The organism is Stenotrophomonas nitritireducens, assembly GCF_050984405.1.
In the GTDB taxonomy this organism is placed as follows: domain Bacteria; phylum Pseudomonadota; class Gammaproteobacteria; order Xanthomonadales; family Xanthomonadaceae; genus Stenotrophomonas; species Stenotrophomonas nitritireducens_B.
The window spans coordinates 2939574-2957808 of the sequence record NZ_CP158790.1; the positions used below are offsets into that span (position 1 = coordinate 2939574).

The following is an 18235-nucleotide window of genomic DNA, read 5'->3' on the forward strand; positions in this document are numbered from 1 at the left end:
CGCTCTTCCTCCCGCACCGGCCACGGCCGGCAGACAGCAGCCCCGACAGGAGCAGGACCGTGAGAACACTCAGGATCATCGAACACATCTCGCTGGATGGCGTGATCCAGCACTCCGCCGACGACGGCGATTTCCCCTTCAGCGACTGGACCGCGCCTTACCGCACCCCGGCCGGCCGCGAAGCGATCACCGCCGCGTACGGCGGCGATTTCGACCTGCTGCTCGGACGCCGCACCTACGACCTCTGGTCGGACTACTGGCCGCGGGCGCCGCGCAGCCCACTGGCCGACAGCCTCAACGCGGCGACCAAGCACGTCGCCACCCATCGCCCCGAAAGCCTTGCCTGGGGACCGGCCGAGGGCATCGGGCCGGACCTCGCCGGCGATGTGCGCCGCCTGAAGTCGAAGGCCGGACGCGACCTCATTGTTTCCGGCAGCTCCACGCTGACCTCGTCGCTGCTCGCGCAGGGGCTGGTGGACGAAGTGATGCTGGTCGTCTACCCGGTGCTGCTCGGCACCGGCAAGCGCTTCTTCGCGCAGGGGACGCCGGCGCGATCGTTCGAGTTGGCGGGCGTGCAGGCACTGGCGTCCGGCGTCGTGCTCAACAGCTACCGGGCGGTCGGCCCGTTGAACGCCGGGAAGGACGGTGTCGCTGGCCAGGCCCGTTTGGGAAACGGCCCGGAGGGCTAATGAAGGACACCGGTCCGCACCGGCTGCGGACGCAGTCGGTGCGATGCGGGCCCGGCCTGCGGGAAGCGTGAAACCGCCCTCGCCCGCACGGTGCTAGCATGCCCGTGCAGGCGACGCCTGCCACGCGCGCTCCGCGCAGCCGCCCAGGCAGTTGCCCGCTTCGCTCCCCTTTCCTGCGTCATCCGTTCCGGCACCTCCGGACGGTCGCTCAACGGGAGCTTCATGTGCCCGGACATTCGCCTGCGACAAGCCAGGCCCCGCGTCAGCAGTACCGGCCCGACATCCGCTCCGCGGCATCCGCCGGCCGGGTCGCGCCTTGCCCGCGGGCATGCACCGGAAGCGTTCGCCACGCTGCGCAACGTGCATGGAGGACGCATCGGGCGCATCAACATGCCAGACGGCCGCCGCTGTGCATGCGATATGGCGAGACCACGCGGCTTCGCGACCGCCAGGTCATCGCCCGCGATACGGACGGAAGGATGAATCGCAGGATCCACGGCATGGCCGTCCGCAGTGAGCACACATATCCGCAAGCCGCGCCATCGAATCGACACTGGCAAGAGGAAAAAAGATGAGCACCATCCGCAAATCCAGCAGCACCCTGTCGAAAAGACCCAGCCCGTCCTTCACCGGCCCACACCCGCACGGCCCGCTGACCGGTGAACGCATCGCCGCAGACCTGGTCGCATTCGGCAAGGCAGGCGGAAAGATAGAGGTGCTCGGCAACACCCCGTTGCGCGGCAAGACCCAAGCGGTGAAATCCACGCCGACCGATCAGGGTGGCAGGGCGGAACCTGCTGCCACGGGCAATCCCCCGAAAAAAGCCTGAAACCTCCCCTCCCCAACGGACGACGACCTTGGCCAAGATCAACTATTCATTCGAGAAGCGCCAGCGCGAGCTGGCCAAGAAAAAGCAGAAGGAAGAGAAACTCGCCAAAAAGCGTGCCGACCCCGGCACCTCACCCGCCGACGCCACCGACCGGGCCACGCCCACTTCGTGACGCCGTCAGGACGCCCATGCATCGCATGCGTGGACGCCATCGACGTCGACTTCGCAGGGCTGGCGAACGACGTACAGCCGCGTCGTGGATTTTCCCTCCGCGCCCGGATGCGGATGAGCATGCCGCCCGGTTCATGCGGGCCGAAAACCGAAGGCGGCCAAACATGAGCCACCGGCCTCGCCCCCTTGCCGGGCGGCGAGGCCTCCCCGCCCTCTTCCGGATTGCACGCGGCGATCCAGGGCAATGAAAAAGCCCGGCGCGGAGCCGGGCTTTTCATCAACCGATTGCCGGTCGGATCAGACCACGCGGACCTGGTCGGCCTGCATGCCCTTCTGGCCCTTCACCGCCACGTAGGTGACCTTCTGGCCTTCCTGCAGCGACTTGAAGCCGGACGATTCGATCGAGCGGAAGTGAACGAACAGGTCTTCGCCACCACCATCCTGGGTGATGAAGCCAAAACCCTTGGCGTCGTTGAACCACTTCACGGTACCGGACTGGGACTGGGACATTTCAATGCTCCTTGTTGCGGAATGAAGCCGCATTCGCGGCGAGGACGCTGAGTTCAAGGAGAATTGAGAAGCGGGTGCAACAGTGTAGACAGGACATCTACAGCATCGGGCCACGATTCAAGGTGACCCTTGTAATTCAGCCCGGTCACCGTAGAGACTTCCTGCGCACAAAGCAAATGCAGGTGGAGTTGCGGTTCAGCCTGGGCTGTCGGGACACGCGCCCGCCCCCGATGACGCCTCCCACAGTCCGCCGATAAGCTGTTGGCCGCGCGGCAGGCAACACGGCGGGGATCGGGGGTCCTGCGCGAAGGCCGCGACAACGGCGTGCGCGCCCTGCCGGCCGTGCCCGTCGCGGCTACCGGGGAACCACGCATCGCCCGCCACATCGTTCCAGCCACCGCCGCCACGCAGGCGGCCAACGAAGGGGAAACCGATGAACTGGATCATTCGTCCCGCCCGCTGGCTCTACGCGCTCTTCTACACCTATGTCGGCGTGTCGTGGTTCTCGTACAGGCTGTTCGGAACGTCGTGGCCGGAGCACAAGGAAACGCCGGCGGCCAAGGCGTTGACCACGGCGCTGACCGACAGCGGCATCGTCGATCCGCTCATCGCCTCGGTCTGCCTGGTGGGCGGCGCCTGCCTGTTCTTCCGTAGGACCGCCCCGCTCGGCATCGCGATCCTGGCGCCGCTGGTGACCGGCATCTTCATCTTCCATGCCTTCCTCAACCAGAACCTGGGCTGGGGCGCGTTCCACCTGGGCTACCTGCTGGTGCTGGCGTGGTGCCATCGATCCGCGTTCCGGTCGCTGTGGAGCCATGGCCGTCCACGGGGCGATTGACGGCCCTCCGGACAGCAGCGCATTGCGGAACGATGGACGCGGCCAGGCGCGCGGCGTGATCCGTCCCGTCAGTACCCGGACCTGTCCCAGGCGGCGGCCAGGCGACGGAAGCCGGCCCGCAACTGCCCGCGTGCACCCCACGGCAACGCGGCCAGCGCCGCATCGACCGGGCCCGGCCGCGGCATGCCGTTCCAGGCGATCGCCACCTTGTTGCTCATGTCCGGCTCGTCCAGCTTCAGCACGCGGCCGTCGAAGCTGCGGCGTAGCCGCGTCAGGTGGGCGCGGGTGTCGGTGTCGTAGAGGTTGCTGGCCATGACGCCGTCGGCGCTCAACGCAGCGCGGCAGTCGTCGTAGAACGCCTGGGTGGACAGCGCCGCTGGAATGCCCTGCGCGTCGTAGGCGTCGAGCAGCAGCAGGTCGAAACCGCCCCGGTGAGCGCGCAGCCAGCGTGCGCCGTCGACGCATTCCACGCGCAGCCGCGCGTCGTCGTCCGGAATCTGGAACTCGCCGCGCAGCGCGATCACGTCCGCATCGTTCTCAGCCACGTCGATGCGCGCCTGCGGCAGGTGGCGGTGGCAGAACTTGGTCTGCGCGCCGCCGCCCAGCCCGATGATGCCGATGCGGCGCGGCGCCGGGTGCAGCCACAGCGCGGCGAGCATGGTGCGGGTGTAGCCCACGTGCAGCCGCTGCGGGAACCAGCGCGACATGCGCGTCTGGGTCACGTCGCCATGGAACTGCAGCTCCACGTGCCGCCAGGTGCGGCGGACGTGGGCGCCTCCGCCGCCGTTCATTCCACGCGGTAGGCGTTGGCGATGCCGTGCGGCACGTGGCCGGCGGCGACGCTGTGGTGCTGGCGGGCGCTGTCGATGTTGTGCTGCGAATCATCGAAGAAGATATCCGCGCCGAACGCCTCCAGGAATGGTCCCTTGTGGCGGCCGCCGAGGAACAGCGCCTCGTCCAGGCGCACGCCCCACTCGCGCAGGGTGCGGATCACCCGCTCGTGCGCCGGCGCCGAACGCGCGGTGACCAGCGCGGTGCGGATCGGCGCCTCCTCGCCCACCGGGAACGCGGCCTGCAGCGCATGCAGGGCCGAGAGGAAGTTGCGGAACGGCCCGCCGCTAAGCGGCTCGTGCGCGTTCTCGCGTTCGTGGCGGCCGAAAGCTTCCACGCCGTGCTCGCGCGAGATGCGCTCGCCTTCGTCGCCGAAGATCACCGCGTCGCCGTCGAAGGCGATGCGCAGCTGCGCCGGCGGGCGACCGGTATCGGTGGCCGCGGCGGCGGCGGACACCTCGCCGGGCCCACGCGGCAGGATGGTGGCCGCGGCGATGCCGTGCACCAGTGCGCGCCGCACCGATTCGGGGTTGGCGGACAGGAACAGGTCGGTGCCGAACGGCTTTACGTAGGGCCAGGTGGGCTCGCCGGCGGTGAAGGTGGCGCGCACGATGCCCAGGCCATAGTGCTGGATGGAGTTGAAGATGCGCAGCCCGGTATCGGCCGAGTTCCGCGAGAGCAGGATCACCTCCACGCGCGGCGTTTCCACCGGCGCGCCGTCGTTCAGCGCCAGCAGCTTGCGCACCACCGGAAAGGCCACGCCCGGCTTGAGGATGTCGTCCTCGTGCTCGCGCTGGTAGGCCGCGTAGGCCTCCACGCCCTCGCGCTCGAACAGCGCATGCCCTTCCTCCAGGTCGAACAACGCCCGCGAGGTCACCGCCACCGTCAACAGCCTGGGAGAGTTGTCACCCATGATCCTGATCCATTGCCTTTGCCGTCGCCGGCATCCATCGTGCGCGCATCCGCTCAGAACATGAACTGTTCGCTGAGGATGCGTTCTTCCAGATTGTGTTCGGGGTCGAACAGCAGCGTCACCTGCCGCTCGCGCGACTCGCGGATGGTCACCTCGACCACGTCGCGGGTCTCGTGCGAATCGGCGGTGACGCTGACCGGCCGCTTGTAGGGGTCGAGCACGCGGAAACGCACCTCGGTCTCGGCCTTGAGGATGGCGCCGCGCCAGCGCCGCGGCCGGTAAGGTGCCAGCGGCGTCAGCGCGATGGTGTTCGAGCCCAGCGGCAGGATCGGCCCGTGCGCGGAATAGTTGTAGGCGGTGCTGCCGGCCGGCGTGGAGACCAGCACGCCGTCGCAGATCAGTTCTTCCACGCGCTGCTGGCCGTTGAGGTCGATGCCGATGTGCGCCGCCTGCCGCGTCTGCCGCAGCATCGACACGTCGTTGTAGGCCAGCGAGCCGACCGTGGTGCCCGACTCGGTGCGCGCGATCATCTCCAGCGGGCGCAGGTGCGCCGGCTCGGCCTGCGCCAGCCGCTGCAGCAGGTCGTCGTCGCGATGGTGGTTCATCAGGAAGCCGACCGTACCCAGTTTCATGCCGAACACCGGCTTGCCCATGCTGCCGTAGCGGTGCAGCGTCTGCAGCATGAAGCCGTCGCCGCCCAGCGGGCACAGCACGTCGGCCTCGTCCGGCGCGTGGTCGCCGTAGCGCACGGCCAGGCGTTCGCGCGCCTGCTGCGCGGCATCAGTGCTGCTGGCGAGAAAGGCGATGCGGGGGGACATGGCCATCGTCGGTTGCCGTAGGGATTGCCGAGGATAACCCGCAATGGCGAACGGTGCGGCGGCAGCCCGGCGCCGGGTACTGATCCTGGCGGTGGACAGGTGGCGCGGCCAGGAGCGTGCTCGCTCCCATCCGTAGGAGCGGCTTCAGCCGCGATTGCCTTTGCACACGTCCGGAAAGCATTCGCGGCTGAAGCCGCTCCTACAGGTGGAAAACGATGCGGGGGGACATGGCCGCCGTCGGGTGACCGTAAGGATTGCCGGGATAACCCGCAATGGCGGACGGTGCAGTGGCAGCCCGGCGCTTGGCATTGATCCTGGAGGTGGACAGGCCGCGCGGCCAGGAGCGTGCTCGCTCCCATCCGTAGGAGCGGCTTCAGCCGCGATTGCCTTAGCACACGTCCGGAAAGCATTCGCGGCTGAAGCCGCTACTACAGGTGGAAAACGATGCGGGGGACATGGCCGCCGTCGGGTTGCCGTAGGGATTGCCGGGATAACCCGCAATGACGGACGGTGCGGCGGCAGCCCGGCGCCGGGTACTGATCCTGGCGGTGGACAGGTGGCGCGGCCAAGAGCGCCTCGTTCCCATCCGCAGGAGCGGCTTCAGCCGCGATTGCCTTTGCAACACGTCCGGAAAGCAGTCGCGGCTGAAGCCGCTCCTACAGGTGGAAAGCAGCGCGGCCAGGTCCGCTCCCACCGCAACACCCGTTGCATTGGCAGGAGCGGCCCTGGCCGCGACGCTTTGTCCGGCAGGTGCCGACCAACGGTCGGCACCTCTCTGTCAGCGTTCTGGAGCAGAGCCCCCTTTGTTAAGGGGGCGCGGCGACAGCCGCGGGGATAGGCAAACCGAGGGCGGTGCCAAAAGTTCGCGCCGCGAACTTTTGGGTCGGGCCGGTAAAACCGGCCCGACCACGGGGTTACACCCCGTGCGCCGCCAGCTGGCCCAGGCGCTGCACCGCGACCGACACGGTCGGGTAGTCCAGCGTCTTCTGCTCGGCCAGTTCGGCCAGCATCGCCAGGGTGAAGCGCAGGCTGCTGTCGTCGCGGCCCAGCCACGCGGCGACCTTGGCCTCGGCGCTGCCTCCCTTGATCGACAGCACCTGGCCGGCCAGGTTGCGCTGGTGCGCGGCCAGTTCGTCGCGCAGCACGCCGCGGGCGACGGCGTGCCAGCGGCCATTGACCTCCAGCGCGTCGATCTGCTCGAACAGCCACGGCATCTGCAGGGCTTCGCCCAGGCGGAAGTGGACCTTGGACACGTCCACCGGCTTGAGCTTGCGGGTGCGCGCCAGTTCGATGATGTCGAACGCCGGCTCCAGGAACTGCAGCTCGGACAGCTGCTGCGCCAGTGCCGCCGGCAGGCCCTTTTCCTTCCACTGCTTGACGCTGGCCTCGTAGGCCGGGCGCTGCGAATCCGGCAGCACGCCCGAGGCGACGCGGATGTCGTTGAACGGCCCCTGGTAGCGCTCGACCGCGGCGGTGATGCCCGGCATCGCACCCGGACGGTTCAGCAGCCAGCGCACGAACGCACGCTGCAGCTTCCAGATCACTTCCAGCGCGTCGACCTGCACGGCTTCGGGCAGGGTGCCGTCCAGCGCGTCGATCTGCGTCCACAGCGCGCGCGCGTCCAGCGTCTCGCGGCTGATGGTGTAGGCCTTGGCGACCTCGGCCACGCTGCGGCCGGTGTCTTCCTGCATGCGCATCAGGAAGGTGGCGCCCATGCGGTTGATGGTCTGGTTGGTCACCGCGGTGGCGATGATCTCGCGCTTCAGGCGGTGGCCGTTCATCGCGTCGGCGTACTTCTTCTGCAGCGGCTGCGGGAAGTAGCGCAGCAGCTCCTTGGACAGGTACGGGTCTTCCGGGATGTCCGATTCCAGCAGCTGCTGGAAGGCGACGATCTTGGAATAGGACAGCAGCACCGCCAGTTCCGGACGGGTCAGGCCCTGGCCGCGCAGCTTGCGCGCGGACAGCTCGGCGTCGGACGGCAGGAACTCGATCTGGCGGTCGAGCAGGCCCTGCTGTTCCAGCGTGCGGATGAAGTGCTGCTTGGACCCCAGGCGCTTGACGCTCATCCGCTCCATCAGGCTGATGGCCTGGTTCTGGCGGTAGTTGTCCATCAGCACCAGCCCGGCGACCTCGTCGGTCATCGACGCCAGCAGCTTGTTGCGCTGCTCGACGGTGAGCTTCCTGGCGCGCACCACGTCGTTGAGCAGGATCTTGATGTTGACCTCGTGGTCGGAGGTATCAACGCCGGCGGAGTTGTCGATGAAGTCGGTGTTGAGCAGCACGCCGTTGTGCGCGGCCTCGATGCGGCCGAGCTGGGTCATGCCCAGGTTGCCGCCCTCGCCCACGATCCTGCAGCGCAGCTCGCCGCCGTTGACGCGCAGGCCATTGTTGGCGCGGTCGCCGACGTCGGCGTTGGTTTCACTGGCCGACTTCACGTAGGTGCCGATGCCGCCGTTCCACACCAGGTCCACCGGCGCCTTGAGCGCGGCGTTGATCAGGTCGGTCGGGGTCATCGCCTTGATGCCGGCGTCGATGCCCAGCGCCTCGCGCACCTGCGGGGTGATCTCGATCGACTTGAGCGAACGCGCGTACACGCCGCCGCCCTTGCTGATCAGCTTGGCGTCGTAGTCTGCCCAGCTCGAACGCGGCACCTTGAACATGCGCGCGCGCTCCTTGAAGGAGGTCGCTGCCACCGGGTCCGGGTCGAGGAAGATGTGGCGGTGGTCGAAAGCGCACACCAGGCGGATGTGCTCGGACAGCAGCATGCCGTTGCCGAACACGTCGCCGGACATGTCGCCGATGCCGACCACGGTGAAGTCCTGCTTCTGGCAGTCGCGGCCCAGCGCGCGGAAGTGGCGCTTGACCGACTCCCACGCGCCGCGCGCGGTGATGCCCATGCCCTTGTGGTCGTAGCCGACCGAACCACCCGAGGCGAAGGCGTCGTCCAGCCAGAAGCCGTGCGCGCGGGCGATGCCGTTGGCGGTATCGGAGAACGTCGCGGTGCCCTTGTCGGCGGCCACCACCAGGTACGGATCGTCCTGGTCATGGCGCACCACGCCCACCGGCGGCACGATCTTGTTGCCGACGATGTTGTCGGTGATGTCCAGCAGGCCGTTGATGAAGCGCTTGTAGCAGGCCACGCCCTCGGCGAACCACGCATCGCGGTCCACCGCCGGGTCCGGCAGCTGCTTGGCGTAGAAGCCGCCCTTCGAGCCGACCGGCACGATCACGGTGTTCTTCACCATCTGCGCCTTGACCAGGCCCAGCACCTCGGTGCGGAAGTCCTCGCGGCGGTCGGACCAGCGCAGGCCGCCGCGCGCCACCGGGCCGAAGCGCAGGTGGGTGCCTTCCACGCGCGGGCCGCACACGAAGATCTCGCGGTACGGGCGCGGCTTGGGCAGGTCCGGCACCCGGGCGGCGTCGAACTTGAAGCTGATGTAGTCGGCCGGGCCGCCGTCGGCGCGCAGGCCGTCCTTGCGCGGCATGTAGTAGCTGGTGCGCAGGGTGGCTTCGATCACGCCAATGAAGCTGCGCAGGATGCGGTCCTCGTCCAGGCTCGACACGCCGTCCAGCAGCTTGACCAGGGTGTCGTGCACCAGCGCCATGCGCGCCTCGCGGCTGCCGCCGCGCGCCTTGACCACGCCCTCGAGCAGCTTGACGGTGGCGGCGTCGCCGCCGGCCAGCGCCTTGAACTGCGCCAGCTGCGCGTCGGCGGTGGCCTTGTCGGTGGCCGGCGCCGGGTCGAAGCGGGCTTCGAACAGTTCGACGATCAGCCGCGCCAGCAGCGGGTAGCGGTTGAAGGTGCCTTCGACGTAGGCCTGCGAGAACGGCACGCCGATCTGCAGCAGGTATTTGCAGTAGCCGCGCAGCATCGAGACCTGGCGCCAGTCCAGGCCGGTGGCCAGCACCAGGCGGTTGAAGCCGTCGTTCTCGGCCTCGCCATGCCACACGCGGGCGAAAGCGTCGGCGAAGGCGGCGCTGGCGGCGGCCGCGTCGATGGCGCCAACGGTCGATTCGACCTCGAAGTCCTGCACGTAGACCGGCGCGTCGTCCACCATCAGGCGGTACGGACGCTCGGCGATCACGCGCAGGCCCATGTTCTCCATCATCGGCAGCACGTCGGACAGCGGGATGTCCTTGAGCTGGCGATACAGCTTCATGCGCAGGCCGTCGGCGCCGTCGCGGTGGATCGGCTGCAGGCTCAGGCGCAGGTCGTCCGGACCGGTCAGCGCGTCCAGCTGGGCCACGTCGGCGGCGGCGATCTCGGCGCTGGAGTCCTCGATGTAGCCGGCCGGCAGCGCCTTGCCGATGCGCGAGGCGATGCGCAGGCCTTCGCTCTCGCCGTGGCGGGCGACCAGCGCCTCGCGCAGGTCGTCCTGCCAGTTGCGCAGCACGTGGGCCAGGCGCTTTTCCAGGCCCTCAGTGTCCAGGTCCAGGCTCTGCCCGGCCTTCGGGCGCACGATCAGGTGCACCTGCGCCAGCGGCGAATCGCCCAGTACCACGCTGGAATCGACATACTCGCCCTGCAGCGCCTCGCGCAGCAGGCCCTCGATGCGCAGGCGCACGTCGGTGTTGAAGCGTTCGCGTGGCAGGAACACCAGCGCGGAGATGAAGCGGCTGAACTTGTCGCGGCGCAGGAACAGGCGGCTGCGCACGCGCTCCTGCAGGCCCAGCACGCCCATCGCGGTGCGGAACAGCTCGTCCTCGCTGGACTGGAACAGCTCCTCGCGCGGCAGCGATTCGAGGATGTGGCGCAGCGCCTTGCCGCTGTGGCTGGACGCGCTCAGGCCCGAACGCTTCATCACGTTTTCGTAGCGCTGGCGCACCAGCGGGATTTCCCACGGGCGGCGGTTGTAGGCGCTGGAGGTGAACAGGCCCAGGAAGCGCTGCTCGCCGACGATCTTGCCCTTGGCGTCGAATTCCAGCACGCCGATGTAATCCATGTAGCCGCCACGGTGGATGCGCGAGCGGGCGTTGGTCTTGGTCAGGATCAGCGCGTCGGTCAGGCCGCTGGTGGTGTTCAGGCCCTGCGCCGCCAGCCCCTTGACCGGGCGCGCCACCGAGGTGTCCTTGCCGCGCATCAGGCCCAGGCCGGTGCCGTTCTGGGCGGCCAGCACCTCTTCGCGGCCCTGCTTCTCGACCTTGTACTCGCGGTAGCCGAAGAAGGTGAAATGGTTGTCCGCGGCCCAGCGCAGGAACTCCTGCGCCTCCTGGCGCGATTCCCCGCTCACCGGCAGCGTGCGCTGGCCCAGGTCGTCGGCCAGGGCCAGCGCCTTGTCGCGCATCGGCTCCCAGTCCTTGACGATGGCGCGCACGTCGTCCAGCGCTTCGGTCACGCGCCGGGCGACGGCGTCCATCGCCTCGGCCGGCTGGCGGTCGATCTCCAGCAGCATCACCGACTCCAGCGAGCCCTCACCGACGCCGGCCAGCTTGCCGGCCTTGTCGCGGCCGAGCGCGATCACCGGGTGGCCCAGCACGTGCACGCCCACGCCCATGTCGGCCAGCGCCAGGGAGACGGTGTCCACCAGGAACGGCATGTCGTCGTTGACGATCTGCAGCACGGTGTGGGCCGACTCCCAGCCGTCGCTCTTCAGGCTCGGGTTGAACACGCGCACGTTGGCCTTGCCCGGCTTGCGCACGCGGGCGAACTCCAGCATGCCGGCGGCCAGCGCCGCCCAGTCCTCGGCGCGATGCGCGCCGAATTCATCGGCTTCCATGCGCTTGTAGAACGCCGAGGCGAATGCCACCGCCTGGGCCTGGGCCGCGGCGGGGTAACGCTTGCGCAAAGCCGCAAAAACCGGCTCCAGGGACAGGCCGGCCTCGGAAACACTCTGCTTGGCAGCCGGTTGGGATTTCGTTTTTGCGGACTTGGCAGCGTTGTTTTGCGATTTCATGGTTGAGCTTTCAGTGGGCTCCTGGGGAGGCGCGATTGTAGCCCCGGCCATTCGAAGAACCTTGTTGCAGGGCCGCAATCGGGCTTTGCAGAAACCATCCGAATCAAACCCAACACAATGTTTCTGAAAGGATTTTTGCTTTCAAAAACATTCCCGACGGGCCCGGCAGAAAAGCGGCGGGAAGCGCCTTTTCGCGCCGCTTTACCAATTGTGAACTGGACGGTATAGTCCAAATCGTGCACCCCGAGCCCTCCCGATCCGCGCCTGCCGAGGCACGCGACCAGCGCGTGTTCGATGCCGTGCGCGAACTGCTGGCGACCCAGGGCATGCACCTGAGCATGGACGCGGTCGCCGCGCACGTGGGCTGTTCCAAGCAGACCCTCTACAGCCGCTATGGCAGCAAGCGCGAACTGCTCAGCCTGGTGATGCGGCAGAGCGTGACGGCCGCGGCGGCGCCGCTGGGCGGCGGCGACGAGCGCCCGCTGCGCGAAGTGCTGCTGGATTTCGCCCTGCGCTACCTGGACCACCGCAACCAACCGCGCAGCCGCCAGGCCGCGCAGGTGATCGGCAGCGGCGTGCAGGAATTCCGCGAGGAGGCGCGCGCGCTCTACCACAGCAGCGCCGATGCCTTGCGCGACCAGCTGGCTGAATGGATGCGAACCGAGATGGCCCGCGGCCGCGTCATCCATGACGATCCGCATTTCATGGCCGAAATGTTAATAAGCATGATCGCCGGTCAGGATTTCGAACGACAACGCTTCCATGCTCCCCACCGCGACGACCCCGCGTTGCGCCGCCGGTGGGCCGAATTCGCCGTCGATGCCTTCCTGCGCGCCTTCCCGGCGCCGCCGGCCGGCATCCCCGGCACTCGCTGAAAACAACTCCGGAGTTTCCCCGATGACCTCCCCGCTCCGCATCCTCGCCCTTTCCGGCGTCCTCGCCCTGGGCCTGACCGCATGCAAGAAGCCACAGGAACAGGCCGCGCCGCCGCCGCCGGACGTCGGTGTCGTCGAGGCCAGGCCGCAGACCCTGCCGCTGCAGCGCGAACTGGTCGGGCGCCTGTCGCCGTTCCGTTCGGCCGACGTGCGCGCCCGCGTCTCCGGCGTGCTGCTCAAGCGCGTCTACGAGGAAGGCAGCGCGGTGAAGGAAGGCCAGCTGCTGTTCCAGATCGACCCGGCGCCGCTGCGCGCTTCGCTGGCCTCGGCCGAAGCGTCGCTGGCCTCGGCCCGCGCCAGCCACGCCAACGCCCGCACCACCGCCGAGCGCGCGCGCTCGCTGGCGCCGCAGAACTACGTGTCCAAGTCCGACCTGGACAACGCCGAAGCCGCCGAGCGCACCAGCGCCGCGGCCGTGCAGCAGGCCCAGGCCGCCGTCACCAACGCCCGCATCAGCCTGGGCTACGCCAACGTCACCGCGCCGATCGCCGGCGTGGCCGGCAAGCAGCAGGTGACCGAGGGCGCGCTGGTCGGCCAGGGCGAAGCGACCCTGCTGACCACCATCGACCAGATCGATCCGCTGTACGTCAATTTCTCCATGACCGCCGACGAACTGAGCGCGCTGCGCGCCGCCCAGGCCAAGGGCGCGGTCGCGCTGGCCGGCGACGGCAAGACCACGGTGCAGGTCAACCTGCCCGACGGCACGCCCTACGGCCACGAGGGCACGCTGGATTTCTCCGCGACCACGGTCGATCCGGCCACCGGCGCGGTTTCGCTGCGCGCGCAGCTGCCCAACCCCGAGCGCACCCTGTTGCCGGGCTCGTTCGTCAGCTTCAAGGCCAACCTTGGCGAGCGCAACAACGCCTTCCTGATCCCGCAGCAGGCCGTGCTGCGCGACACCCGCGGCGGCTACGTGCTGGTGGTGGGCCAGGACGGCAACGTGGTGCGCAAGGACGTGGCGCTGGACAGCCAGCAGGGCGGCAACTGGCTGGTTTCCTCCGGCCTGGCCGCCGGCGACAAGGTCATCGTCTCGGGCGTGCAGAAGGTCAAGGAAGGCGCGCCGGCCAAGCCCTCGCCGTGGCAGCCGGCCGCGGCCCAGCCCGCCAAGCCCGCGGCCGCCGCGCCGGCGCCGGCCAAGTAAGGGAAACGGGAATCCGCCATGCCTAAATTCTTCATCGAACACCCGGTATTCGCCTGGGTGGTGGCCATCCTGATCTCGCTGGGCGGCGTGATCTCGATCCTCAACCTGGGCGTGGAGTCCTACCCCAGCGTCGCCCCGCCGCAGGTCACGGTGAGCGCCACCTACCCCGGCGCCAGCGCCGCCACCGCCGAGAAGTCGGTCACCCAGGTGATCGAGCAGCAGCTGACCGGCATCGACAACCTGGTCTATTTCAGCTCGTCCTCGTCCTCGACCGGACGCGTCTCCATCACCCTCACCTTCGACAGCGGCACCGACGCGGACATCGCCCAGGTGCAGGTGCAGAACAAGGTCGCGCTGGCGACCCCGCGCCTGCCCTCGGAAGTGACCAAGCAGGGCGTGGTGGTGGCCAAGGCCAACGCCGGCTTCCTGATGGCCATCGGCGTGCGCTCGGACGACGGTTCGGTGGACCGCGACGCGCTCAACGATATCGTCGGCTCGCGCGTGCTCGACCAGATCTCGCGCGTGCCCGGCGTCGGCAGCACCCAGCAGTTCGGTTCCGAGTACGCCATGCGCATCTGGCTCAACCCGGAGAAGCTGCAGGGCTACCACCTGTCGGCCACCGACGTGTACAACGCCATCGGCACGCAGAACCTGCAGTTCGCCGCCGGCTCGGTGGGCGGCGACCCGGCCCCCAACGGCCAGGCCTTCACCGCCACCGTGGCCGCCGAGGGCCGCTACAGCTCGCCGGAGGAATTCGAGAACACCATCCTGCGGGCCAACGCCGACGGCAGCGTGGTGCGGCTGAAGGACGTGGCGCGCGTGTCCTTCGGCGCCTCCAACTACGGCTTCGACACGCGCTACAACGGCAAGCCGGTGGCCGCGTTCGCGGTGCAGCTGCTGCCCGGCGCCAACGCCCTGGACGTGTCCAAGGCGGTGCGCGCCAAGATGGACGACCTCGCCCCCAGCTTCCCGGCGGGCGTGAGCTGGTTCACCCCGTTCGACAGCACCACCTTCGTCAACATCTCGATCAAGGAAGTGATCCACACGCTGGTGGAAGCCATCGTGCTGGTGTTCCTGGTGATGCTGATCTTCCTGCAGAACTTCCGCGCCACGATCATCCCCACCCTGGTCATCCCGGTGGCCCTGCTCGGCACCTTCATGGGCATGCTGGCGATCGGCTTCACCATCAACCAGCTGACCCTGTTCGCGATGGTGCTGGCGATCGGCATCGTGGTGGACGACGCGATCGTGGTGATCGAGAACGTCGAACGCATCATGAGCGAGGACAAGCTCGACCCGAAGCCGGCCACGCAGAAGGCGATGGGCCAGATCACCGGCGCGGTGGTGGCCATCACCGTGGTGCTGGCGGCGGTGTTCATCCCCAGCGCCATGCAGCCCGGCGCCTCGGGCGAGATCTACAAGCAGTTCGCGCTGACCATCGCCATGTCGATGGGCTTCTCGGCGCTGCTGGCACTGAGCTTCACCCCGGCGCTGTGCGCGGCCTTCCTCAAGCCGACCCACAACGACAACCCGAACTGGGTCTACCGCACTTTCAACACGTACTACGGCAAGCTAGAAAAGAGCTATGTCGGCACCGTGGGCAGCGTCATCCGGCACAGCCCGCGCTGGCTGATGGTGTTCGCGCTGCTGGTGGTGCTGTGCGGCTTCCTGTTCACCCGCCTGCCCGGCAGCTTCCTGCCGGAAGAGGACCAGGGCTATGCGCTGGCCATCGTGCAGTTGCCGCCGGGCGCGACCAAGAGCCGCACCACCGTGGTGTTCGACCAGTTGCTGGGCATGATGAAGGACGACCCGTCCTTCGAGGGCATGATGCAGGTCACCGGCTTCAGCTTCGTCGGTTCGGGCGAGAACGTCGGCATGGCCTTCATCCGTCTCAAGGACTGGGGCTCGCGCAAGGAAACGGCGCCCGAGTTCATCCAGAAGATGAACGGCAAGGCGTTCGTCGGCATCAAGGACGCGCAGGTGTTCTTCGTCAACCTGCCCACCGTGCAGGGCCTGGGCCAGTTCGGCGGCTTCGACATGTGGCTGCAGGACCGCGCCGGCGCCGGCCAGGACGCGCTGATGGAGGCGCGCAACACCCTGCTGGGGGCGGCGTCGCAGAACGCCTCGCTGGCCGGCGTGCGCCCCAACACGCTGGAGAACTCGCCGCAGCTGCAGCTGAAGGTGGACCGCGTGCAGGCGCAGGCCATGGGCGTGTCGGTCAACGATGTCTATACCGCCATCCAGATGATGCTGGCGCCGGTGTACGTCAACGACTTCTTCTACGGCGGCCGCATCAAGCGCGTGAACATGCAGGCCGACGCCGCCTACCGCACCGGCCCGGAATCGCTGCGCAGCTACTACGTGCCGAGCGCGCTGAGCAAGGACGCCGACGGCCAGCGCTCGATGATCCCGCTCAGCACGGTGGTCAAATCCGAGTGGATCTACGCGCCGCCGGCGCTGAGCCGCTACAACGGCTACTCGGCGGTGAACATCGTCGGCGCGCCGGCGCCGGGCGGCAGCTCGGGCCAGGCCATGACCACCATGGAGAACCTGGTCCGCGACGACCTGCCCAACGGCTTCGGCTACGACTGGAGCGGCATGTCCTACCAGGAAATCCTGGCCGGCAACGCCGCCGCGCTGCTGATGGTGCTGTCGGTGGTGGTGGTGTTCCTGTGCCTGGCCGCGCTGTACGAGAGCTGGTCGATCCCGGTCTCGGTGCTGCTGGTGGTGCCGGTCGGCATCCTCGGCGCGGTGGTGTTCTCGCTGCTGCGCGGCCTGCCCAACGATCTGTACTTCAAGATCGGCATGGTGACGGTGATCGGCCTGGCCGCGAAGAACGCGATCCTGATCGTGGAGTTCGCGGTCGAGCAGCGCGCCGCCGGCCGGACCCTGCGCGAAGCCGCCATCGAAGCGGCGCACCTGCGTTTCCGCCCGATCCTGATGACCTCGTTCGCGTTCATCCTGGGCGTGCTGCCGATGGCCATCTCCACCGGCGCCGGCGCCAACGCCCGCCACTCGCTGGGCACCGGCGTCATCGGCGGCATGCTGTTCGCCACCGTCATCGGCGTGCTGCTGATCCCGCTGTTCTTCGTCACCGTGCGCCGCGTGCTCGGCGACAAGCTGGACGAACAGTCCAAACAGTTCATCGAGCAGCACAAGGTGCGTACGGTGCAGCAGGATCGTTGATCCGGCCGCGCGCGCCGCAACGACAAAGCCCCGGCATTGCCGGGGCTTTGTCGTTCATGTCCTTCTCCCTCCGGGAGAAGGTGCCCCGAAGGGGCGGATGAAGCTACGGGCGAAGCCTCATGCAGCCAGGGGGCTTCGCCCCTGCCCTCTCCCCCCGCTCCGCGCCCCGGCCCTTGCGCTGGCAAGGGCGTTCGAGCGGCAACGAACCGATGGTTCGCAGACTGCCCCTCTCACCCCGCGGGGAGAGGGGCTTGTGAAGCACTCAGCGCACCCCGGTCTCGTTGCGGGCGATGACCAGGCGCTGGATCTCGCTGGTGCCTTCGTAGATCTCGGTGATCTTGGCGTCGCGGAAGTAGCGCTCCAGCGGCATTTCCTTGGAGTAGCCCATGCCGCCGTGGATCTGCACGGCCTGGTGGGCGATCCACATCGCCGCTTCCGAGGCGGTCAGCTTGGCCACCGCGGCCTCGGTGGAGAACTTCTTCCCCTGTGCCTTGGTCCATGCCGCGCGCAGGGTCAGCAGCTGCGCCGCGTCCAGCCTGCACTTCATGTCGGCGATCTTGGCCTGGATCATCTGGAAGCTGCCGATCGGCGCGCCGAAGGACTTGCGCTCGCGCACGTAGGCCAGCGACGCCTCGTAGGCCGCGCGGGCGATGCCCACCGCCTGCGAGGCGATGCCGATGCGGCCGGAGTCGAGCAGGCTCATGGCGATCTTGAAGCCCTGCCCCTCGCTGCCGATCACGTCCTCGGCGCGCGCCACGTAGTCCTGGAACTCGATCTCGCAGGTGGCCGAGGCGCGCACGCCGAGCTTGGGCTCGGTCTTGCCGCGGCCGAAGCCCGGGCGGGTGGTATCGATCATGAAGGCGGTGATGCCGCGCGCGCCCTGCGACGGGTCGGTCATCGCGAACAGCACGATGTAGCGCGCCACCGGGCCAGAGGTGATCCAGCTCTTCTGGCCGTTGATCAGGTAGGAACCGTCGGCCTGCTTCACCGCGCGGCAGCGCATGGCGGTGGCGTCGGAACCGGACTGCGATTCGGTCAGGGCGAAGGCGCCGATCTCGCGGCCTTCGGCGATCGCGCGCACGTACAGCTGCTTCTGCTCCTCGGTGCCATGGCTGAGCACGGCATTGCAGAACAGCGAGTTGTTGACCGACATGATGGTGGCGTGCGCGGCGTCGGCGGCGGACACCTCGATGATCGCCAGTACGCTGGACACCGGGTCCATGCCGGCGCCGCCGTACTCGACCGGCACCTCGATGCCCATCAGGCCGTTCTCGCCGAGCAGGCGGATGTTCTCCAGCGGATATTCGCCGGTGGCATCGTGGTGTTCGGCGCTGGGCGCGATCTTCTCTTGGGCGATGCGGCGGGCGACGTCCTGCAGCATCAGTTGTTCGTCGGAAAAGCTGAAATCCACTGCACCCCTCCCAGGGCGTTACGAAGTTGCGATTGTAACCATCAAGGCCGGGAACGAGTGGAGAGGTAA

At 68.2% G+C, this 18235-nt stretch carries 12 protein-coding genes and 1 pseudogene; 7 read left to right on the plus strand and 6 right to left on the minus strand.

What is annotated here, in order from left to right; all coding sequences use genetic code 11:
* The first annotated feature begins 59 nt into the window (after positions 1 to 59).
* From ABTV91_RS13100 to ABTV91_RS13110, 3 genes are all read left to right on the plus strand, one after another.
* Positions 60 to 689 (plus strand): dihydrofolate reductase family protein, encoded by a 630-nt coding sequence (locus ABTV91_RS13100; RefSeq protein WP_433851828.1) that lies wholly within the window; start codon positions 60 to 62, stop codon positions 687 to 689.
* A 571-nt stretch (positions 690 to 1260) separates the two neighbouring features.
* Entirely contained in the window at positions 1261 to 1518 is a 258-nt protein-coding gene (locus tag ABTV91_RS13105; RefSeq protein WP_433851829.1) for a hypothetical protein, read from the plus strand.
* A gap of 28 nt (positions 1519 to 1546) precedes the next feature.
* Positions 1547 to 1690: a hypothetical protein gene (locus ABTV91_RS13110; protein WP_433851830.1), complete on the plus strand. Its 144-nt coding sequence runs from the start codon at positions 1547 to 1549 to the stop codon at positions 1688 to 1690.
* Positions 1691 to 1986: 296 nt separating this feature from the next.
* Here ABTV91_RS13110 and ABTV91_RS13115 read toward each other — a convergent pair whose 3' ends face one another.
* Positions 1987 to 2199 (minus strand): cold-shock protein, encoded by a 213-nt coding sequence (locus ABTV91_RS13115; RefSeq protein ID WP_055764855.1) that lies wholly within the window; start codon positions 2197 to 2199, stop codon positions 1987 to 1989.
* A 433-nt stretch (positions 2200 to 2632) separates the two neighbouring features.
* Between ABTV91_RS13115 and ABTV91_RS13120 the strand changes: the two genes are divergently transcribed.
* On the plus strand, positions 2633 to 3037 hold the full coding sequence (locus ABTV91_RS13120) for a hypothetical protein (RefSeq protein WP_433851831.1): 405 nt from the start codon (positions 2633 to 2635) through the stop codon (positions 3035 to 3037).
* A gap of 68 nt (positions 3038 to 3105) precedes the next feature.
* On the opposite strand, the gene ABTV91_RS13125 is transcribed toward ABTV91_RS13120, so the two are convergent.
* From ABTV91_RS13125 to ABTV91_RS13140, 4 genes are all read right to left on the minus strand, one after another.
* Positions 3106 to 3828, minus strand: a complete 723-nt coding sequence (locus ABTV91_RS13125) for a fused MFS/spermidine synthase (RefSeq protein WP_433851832.1) — start codon at positions 3826 to 3828, stop codon at positions 3106 to 3108.
* Positions 3825 to 4781, minus strand: coding sequence for a 5'-nucleotidase (locus ABTV91_RS13130; RefSeq protein ID WP_433851833.1), 957 nt, complete (start codon positions 4779 to 4781; stop codon positions 3825 to 3827). Before ABTV91_RS13130 ends, ABTV91_RS13125 begins: the two co-directional genes overlap by 4 nt.
* A gap of 53 nt (positions 4782 to 4834) precedes the next feature.
* Complete coding sequence (locus ABTV91_RS13135; protein WP_433851834.1) at positions 4835 to 5605, minus strand: NAD kinase; 771 nt, start codon at positions 5603 to 5605, stop codon at positions 4835 to 4837.
* 908 nt (positions 5606 to 6513) lie between these two features.
* Positions 6514 to 11493, minus strand: a complete 4980-nt coding sequence (locus ABTV91_RS13140; protein ID WP_433851835.1) for an NAD-glutamate dehydrogenase — start codon at positions 11491 to 11493, stop codon at positions 6514 to 6516.
* 236 nt (positions 11494 to 11729) lie between these two features.
* On the opposite strand from ABTV91_RS13140, the gene ABTV91_RS13145 reads away from it, so the two are divergent.
* The 3 genes and pseudogenes from ABTV91_RS13145 to ABTV91_RS13155 all read left to right on the plus strand — a co-directional run bounded on the left by ABTV91_RS13145 (position 11730) and on the right by ABTV91_RS13155 (position 16755).
* Complete coding sequence (locus ABTV91_RS13145; protein WP_433851836.1) at positions 11730 to 12368, plus strand: TetR/AcrR family transcriptional regulator; 639 nt, start codon at positions 11730 to 11732, stop codon at positions 12366 to 12368.
* 22 nt (positions 12369 to 12390) lie between these two features.
* Positions 12391 to 13563: pseudogene (locus ABTV91_RS13150) on the plus strand (efflux RND transporter periplasmic adaptor subunit); the annotation flags it as partial.
* A gap of 24 nt (positions 13564 to 13587) precedes the next feature.
* Positions 13588 to 16755, plus strand: a complete 3168-nt coding sequence (locus ABTV91_RS13155; protein WP_433851837.1) for a multidrug efflux RND transporter permease subunit — start codon at positions 13588 to 13590, stop codon at positions 16753 to 16755.
* 262 nt (positions 16756 to 17017) lie between these two features.
* On the opposite strand, the gene ABTV91_RS13160 is transcribed toward ABTV91_RS13155, so the two are convergent.
* On the minus strand, positions 17018 to 18166 hold the full coding sequence (locus tag ABTV91_RS13160) for an acyl-CoA dehydrogenase family protein (protein ID WP_433851838.1): 1149 nt from the start codon (positions 18164 to 18166) through the stop codon (positions 17018 to 17020).
* Positions 18167 to 18235: the final 69 nt, after the last annotated feature.